The sequence below is a fragment of the Streptomyces coacervatus genome (assembly GCF_029223485.1).
In the GTDB taxonomy this organism is placed as follows: Bacteria; Actinomycetota; Actinomycetes; order Streptomycetales; family Streptomycetaceae; genus Streptomyces; species Streptomyces coacervatus.
In genome coordinates this window covers 1-5,718 of the sequence record NZ_JARHTP010000050.1, presented here as the reverse complement: position 1 = coordinate 5,718, position 5,718 = coordinate 1, and the positions used below count along the sequence as shown (strand labels likewise).

The following is a 5,718-nucleotide window of genomic DNA, read 5'->3' as shown; positions in this document are numbered from 1 at the left end:
CTCAGCAGCTCTTCGTTGAAGACGTGGGCGTCGGCTGAGGGTTGGCCAGCGCGGCCAGTGCCCTGTCGGCGTCCGGCTTCTTCGTCAGGTCCTTGAACGCATCGCCGAGGATCAGGTCCACAGCCGCGCCCTTGCGGGCCGCATCCGTGCGCCGTTCGACGGCGGACAGCTGCGTGGCCAGCACCGGGAGCGTCGTGTTCAACGCGGACTTCGGGCCCAGCAGTACGCCGGTGCCCTTGATCTTCTGGTCGAAGTCCTTGGACGCGTTGCCCACGTCGCCGATCTTGAAGCCGCGCTTCTTGAGTTCGTCCGCCGTGCTCTTGGCCAGACCGCTGCGGGACGTGGCGTTGTAGACGTTGACCGTGATCGCGGCGGGCTTGGGGAGGGCGGCCGCCGTGCTGCGGGCCGACGGGCTCGCCTTGGTCGCGCAGTCCGCCTTGGGGCCCGCCGCCGAGGCCTTCTCGCCGCCGCCGGTGAAGAGGTCGATGAGCTGCAGAGTGCCCCAGCCGACCAGGCCGAGCGCGGTGACGGAGGCCAGCAGGGCGACCACGAGCCTGCCGCGCCGCCGCCTGCGCATGCGCGGGTATTTGTCCCCCGTGATCCGGTACTTGCCGCCCATGCCTGGGGGAGTCAGCATGCTCATGAGCGCAGCGTAGTGCGCCCGGGCGGCGATGCCTACTAGATGATCATTCGAGGCCGCACAGGTGAACCCAAAAGGGCCAAGCCTTTGCCGGCAGGCCCTTTGGGGTGCGCGTCAGTCCAGTTCGAGCACGCGCGCGTGGAGTACCTGGCGCTGCTGCAGTGCGGCCCGGACCGCGCGGTGGAGGCCGTCCTCGAGATACAGGTCGCCCTGCCACTTGACGACGTGTGCGAACAGGTCGCCGTAGAAGGTCGAGTCCTCGGCCAGGAGGGTCTCCAGGTCGAGCTGTCCCTTGGTGGTGACGAGCTGATCGAGGCGGACCGGGCGCGGCGCGACGTCCGCCCACTGCCGGGTGCTTTCCCGGCCGTGGTCGGGGTACGGCCGGCCGTTTCCGATGCGCTTGAAGATCACACGGAAAGCCTACCGGTCAAGACCTTCCGGGCGCAGCCATGGAGACGGAGTGCGACGCTGGAAAAGAAGTTGCGAATCGGGGCAAACAGGATCAGGGGCCCCGTTGTGCGGGCGTTACGCACAGGCTGTGGACAGAGAGTCGGCCTGCGAGAAGCCGACGGCGGGTCGTGGGCAGCGGTGTGTTCAAGTCCCTGGCCCGTCCGCCGGGCACGCAGATCGGGCCGAAGATCACCCGGTCGGTCTACGGGACGGCCCGGCGGAGGCGGCGGGTCCACGGGGGACGCCCGCCTCCGCCGGCGGATCAGCGGTCCCGTTCCTTCGGGGACTGCTTGGCTTCCGGCTTCTTAGGGTTCGGCTTGGGTGCGTTGCGTGCGGCTTCCGCGCGCAGCAGGGCGCGCAGGACCGCGTACGGGTCGGTGGGCATGGCTGTGTTCCTTGGTTCCTTGCGTCGTGACTGACTGACTTGTCCGGGGAGCCGGGGTCTGTCAGCAGCGCAGGACCACGGAGCGCAGCGCGGTCAGGGCGTGCGGCGGCCGGGGCGGGCCGGGGAGGGGGCGGTCCGCCGGGGTGCCGGGTGCCGGGGCCGGGGCCTGGAGGGGGGTCGGGCGCAGGGCCACGACGGTGCAGTGCAGCGCGTCGGCCGGTGGCCGCAGGGCCGCGTCCAGGGCGTCGTACTCGACGGTCTCCGTGGCCGCGGACGGTGCCGCATGCACCTCCACATGGGTGCCCGGTACCAGCAGGGCGAGCAGCAGGACGAGCGTCCGCAGCCAGGCTCGGCCGCGGGGGAGGCTTCGTACGGTGCTCACGGGAGGTCATCTGCCCACGACACGTCCGCCGTTCAGCACGTCGGGCGCGAGAACCGCCCGTTCGGGGGATCGGGCACGGCTCACAGGGCGCGTGGCACCTGCCGGGCCCGGCCTCGAATGCGGATCGCGGTGACGATCTCGACCACGCCGACCGCGACCAGCCAGATGCCGCCGACGAGGGTGAGGACGGCGACCGATTCGAAAGGTGAGGGCTCCCCGAGGGCGCCACGCCACCCCTGGGGCCGGTCGGCTGACGGCTATTTCCCGCCCGCCTTCGCGGCCTTCGCCGCCGCCTTCATCTCCTGCTTGTGCGCTCGCACCTTGGCCAGCGACTCGGGGCCCTCGATGTCGGCGACGGAGCGGTGGCAGTTCGCCTCGCCGTAGCCGCCCGCGGCCTCCCGCCAGCCCGTCGGCCGTACGCCCAGTTGCTTGCCCAGCAGTGCCAGGAAGATCTGCGCCTTCTGCTTGCCGAAGCCGGGCAGGTCCTCCAGCCGCTTCAGCAGCTCCCGGCCGTCGGCCACGCCCTTCCAGACGAGCTCCGCGTTCCCGTCGTAGTGCTCGACGAGGTACTGGCACAGCTGCTGGATGCGCTTGGCCATGGAGCCCGGGTAGCGGTGGACCGCCGGCTTCTCGGAGAGCAGCGCCGCGAAGGCGTCCGGGTCCTGTACGGCGATCTCGTGCGCGTCCAGGTCGTCGGCGCCGAGCCGGTCCGCGATCGTGCGGGGGCCCTTGAACGCCCACTCCATCGGGACCTGCTGGTCCAGCAGCATCCCGACGAGCGCGGCGAGCGGGGAGCGTCCGAGGAGCTCGTCGGCCTCGGGGTCCTGGGCGAGGTGAAGGGTGACGTCCATGACCCCGATCATGCCTCCGGGGGTGCTAGTTCTCCACGTGGGGGCTGCTCAGTGCGGCGCCGAAGTAGCCCTTGACGTTGTACACGCCGATGCCGGCGCTCTTGCCGCAGACGTTGACCGAGCCGCCGAGGACGGGGCCCGACGCCGAGCCGCGGGCGACCCACAGGCAGCCGTCGCTGTTCTCGGTGGGTGCGCCGACGACCGTCTCGGCCCTGCCGTCCTTGTTGAGGTCGGCGAGGTGGACGGCGGCGCCGAACTGGTCGCCGGACTCGACGGCGCCCGGGATGCCCGCCGTGTCCTGGGTGTATCCGGCGGCCTTGGCGGTGGTCAGGCCGGAGGCGGAGCCGCGCAGCAGCACGGCGGTACCGGCCAGCTTGTGCGTGCCGACGGCTTCGCCGGGGGAGCCGATCAGGACGTCGGCGTACTTGTCGCCGTCGACGTCGCCGACGCTCAGCGACTGGCCGAACTCGTCGCCGTCCTCGGCGGTGCCGGGGACGCCGGCCGTGTCCTGGTGGTAGACCGTGGGCTTCTGGTCGGCGGTGATGCCCTGTGCGCTGCCGTAGAGGACCTGGATCTCGCCGCCACGGTGGGCGGCGCCGGTCTCGCCCGCCAGGGAGTCGTCCTCCGAGATGCCGGTGACGAGGTCGCCGTAGCCGTCGCCGTTGATGTCGCCGATCTGGCCCGCGTGGCCGTCGGCGTAAGGGAGTTCGGTGCGGACCGCGGTCGGGTTGGGCTCCCCGGCCTTGCCGCCGTGCTGGACGTACACCGGTCCGCGCAGGTCGCCGTCGGTGGGCCCGGGCAGCCAGAACTGCTCCGCCCTGCCGTCGCCGTCGACGTCGCCCATCACCACGCCACGGGTGCCGCCGTAGAAGTCGTCGTGGACCGTCTGCGCGGCCTTGCCGGTGCGCGCGAACGGCCCCGTGTAGGTGACGGCCTCGCAGCCCGAGCCGACGCCCAGCTCCGGCGCCCCGTCCCCGTTCATGTCCCCTGTTGCCAGGGACAGCCCGAAGCGGCAGTACGTCCGCCCGTCGCCGTACCCGCTCGGCGGGGCGATGTTCGCGCCGCCCTTCAGGCCGTTCGGCCCACCCCACACGACGGTCACCGAACCCCGCAGCTCCTTGCCGCTCACATCCTCGTCGGGGGTGCCGACGATCAGGTCCGCGTACCCGTCCCGGTCGAGGTCGGCGTCGGCCACCGTCCCGCCGAAGCGGTCGTACTCCTCGGGATCCCCCGGAATCCCGGACGTCGCCTGGGTGATGACGGTCCGCCGCGTGGCGCTGACCGAGGCGCCCGGTCCGCCGTACAGCACGACGACCGCCCCGGCCGCCTCCACGCTCCCGTTGGCCGCATACGGAGCCCCGACCGCCAGGTCCCGGTACCCGTCACCGTTGAAGTCGTCCTGGACGGCCGCCGTGTTGGCGCCCTTGTAGGGGGCGGCGGCGGAGGATGTGACAGGGGTGAGCGTGACCGCGACGGACGCGGTGAGCACGGCTGTCGCCAGGACTGCTCTGCGCAACGGGACTCCTTGACTCATGCAACGGATGTCCCACCAGACACACAGGGCAGCAGGAAGGTTGTACATGCCCGAGAAGAAGGCCCAACTGGCGTTCCTGGAACGGGAGGTAGCCTTCCCCGGGTGACCCCCGAAGACCTCGTAGCCCACTACGAACTGGAACCGATCCCGCGCGAGGGCGGCCTGTTCCGCCAGACCTGGGCGGGCCCCGAGCGGGCCGACGGCAGGCCGGAGGGCACCGCCATCGTGGCCCTGCTGACGGCGGACGACTTCTCGGCCCTGCACCGCCTGCCCACCGACGAGATCTGGCACTTCTACCTGGGCGACCCGCTGGAGCTGCTGCTCCTCGCCGCGGACGGCACGTCCGGGACGGTGGTGCTCGGGCCGGACGTCCTGGGTGGCCGGCACCTCCAGTTCACCGTTCCCGCCGGTACCTGGATGGGCGGGCGGACCGTCGGCGCCTGGACGTTCTTCGGGTGCACGATGGCGCCCGGCTTCACCTTCGAGGGTTACGAGCACGGGGACGTGGCCGAGCTCACGGCACGGTATCCGGCCGAGGCCGGCCGGATTGCGGAACTGTGCCGACCATGAGGTCGGGGTGAGCGCTCGGCGGTTCGCGTCCGTACCTATCGGGAAGGCGGCAGGGCCGAGACGGAGAGTGGCGTGGGGTGTGACGGTCGAGGCAGGGGGCGGCGAGGGCTCTGCGGGCACCGCGGAGTTCAAGGGCTGGTGCTGCTGGGCGCCCTGTTGGTCCTGCTCGTCCTCGGCGGCGCCGGAACAGCGGCTGCCCACGCAGCACTCAAGGCCACAGATCCCGAGGACGGCACCGTCCTCAGGGCGGCCCCCCGCCACATCACCCTGACCTTCACGGAGTCCGTCGGTCTGCTCGACGACTCCTTCCGCGTCCTGGACCCCGACAACCGCCGCGTGCGCACCGGTGCGGCGCAGCACGCCGAGGGCCGTTCCGACACGGCGAGCGTGACCCTGCCGAAGAAGCTCGCCAAGGGCACATATGTGGTGGCCTGGCGGGTCGTCTCGGCGGACAGTCATCCGGTGGGCGGCGCGTTCACCTTCTCGGTCGGCAAAGCCTCCGCGACGGTCGCCTCCGTCGACACCGGCCCGGTCGAGAACCCGGCGACCGCCGGCCTCTACAACATCGCCCGCTATCTGGCGTATCTGGCGGTGGCTCTGGTCATCGGTACCGCCGCCTTCGTAGTGCTTTGCCGGCCGGACGACCGCAGCCCGCTCCACAAGCCCCTGGTGGCGGGCTGGTGGACCCTGCTGGCGGCCACCCTGGCGCTGCTGGTGCTGCGCGCCCCGTACGAGACCGGCACGGGCCCGGCGACCGCCTTCGACGCCTCGGCCTTCACCCGCACCCTCACGAGCCGCCCCGGGCTGGCCCTGCTGGCCCGGCTCGCCCTGCTGCTGATCACCGCCGCGTTCGCCGTACGACTGCGCAAACGCGACGCATGGCCGCGTCCGCTCCTCGCCGCCGGT

8 protein-coding genes and 2 pseudogenes are annotated in these 5,718 nt (G+C 71.7%); 3 read left to right on the top strand and 7 right to left on the bottom strand.

The annotated features are described in order from the left end of the window. Position 1: 1 nt before the first annotated feature. Both P2Q00_RS50460 and P2Q00_RS50455 read right to left on the bottom strand, forming a co-directional pair. Positions 2-643: a LytR C-terminal domain-containing protein gene (locus tag P2Q00_RS50460; protein WP_275781972.1), complete on the bottom strand. Its 642-nt coding sequence runs from the start codon at positions 641-643 to the stop codon at positions 2-4. Positions 644-754: 111 nt separating this feature from the next. After that, positions 755-1,051: a type II toxin-antitoxin system VapB family antitoxin gene (locus P2Q00_RS50455; RefSeq protein ID WP_003999914.1), complete on the bottom strand. Its 297-nt coding sequence runs from the start codon at positions 1,049-1,051 to the stop codon at positions 755-757. A 97-nt stretch (positions 1,052-1,148) separates the two neighbouring features. On the opposite strand from P2Q00_RS50455, the pseudogene P2Q00_RS51250 reads away from it, so the two are divergent. Continuing rightward, a pseudogene (locus P2Q00_RS51250) lies at positions 1,149-1,317 on the top strand (helicase HerA-like domain-containing protein); the annotation flags it as partial. 35 nt (positions 1,318-1,352) lie between these two features. On the opposite strand, the gene P2Q00_RS50450 reads toward P2Q00_RS51250, so the two are convergent. The 5 genes and pseudogenes from P2Q00_RS50450 to P2Q00_RS50430 all read right to left on the bottom strand — a co-directional run bounded on the left by P2Q00_RS50450 (position 1,353) and on the right by P2Q00_RS50430 (position 4,224). Further along, on the bottom strand, positions 1,353-1,475 hold the full coding sequence (locus tag P2Q00_RS50450; protein ID WP_275781971.1) for a hypothetical protein: 123 nt from the start codon (positions 1,473-1,475) through the stop codon (positions 1,353-1,355). Positions 1,476-1,536: 61 nt separating this feature from the next. Further along, positions 1,537-1,857: a hypothetical protein gene (locus P2Q00_RS50445; RefSeq protein WP_275781970.1), complete on the bottom strand. Its 321-nt coding sequence runs from the start codon at positions 1,855-1,857 to the stop codon at positions 1,537-1,539. Positions 1,858-1,937: 80 nt separating this feature from the next. Beyond that, positions 1,938-2,066 (bottom strand): annotated as a pseudogene (locus P2Q00_RS50440) (HdeD family acid-resistance protein); the annotation flags it as partial. A gap of 48 nt (positions 2,067-2,114) precedes the next feature. Next, positions 2,115-2,708, bottom strand: a complete 594-nt coding sequence (locus tag P2Q00_RS50435) for an HhH-GPD-type base excision DNA repair protein (RefSeq protein WP_275781969.1) — start codon at positions 2,706-2,708, stop codon at positions 2,115-2,117. A gap of 25 nt (positions 2,709-2,733) precedes the next feature. Further along, a complete protein-coding gene (locus tag P2Q00_RS50430; RefSeq protein ID WP_275781968.1) occupies positions 2,734-4,224 on the bottom strand; it encodes a hypothetical protein in 1,491 nt (496 codons plus the stop codon). Positions 4,225-4,344: 120 nt separating this feature from the next. On the opposite strand from P2Q00_RS50430, the gene P2Q00_RS50425 reads away from it, so the two are divergent. Together P2Q00_RS50425 and P2Q00_RS50420 are read left to right on the top strand one after the other, a co-directional pair. Beyond that, positions 4,345-4,812 (top strand): cupin domain-containing protein, encoded by a 468-nt coding sequence (locus P2Q00_RS50425; protein WP_275781967.1) that lies wholly within the window; start codon positions 4,345-4,347, stop codon positions 4,810-4,812. A gap of 138 nt (positions 4,813-4,950) precedes the next feature. After that, positions 4,951-5,718: copper resistance CopC family protein (locus P2Q00_RS50420; RefSeq protein ID WP_275781966.1), on the top strand; the 768-nt coding region annotated here is incomplete at its 3' end.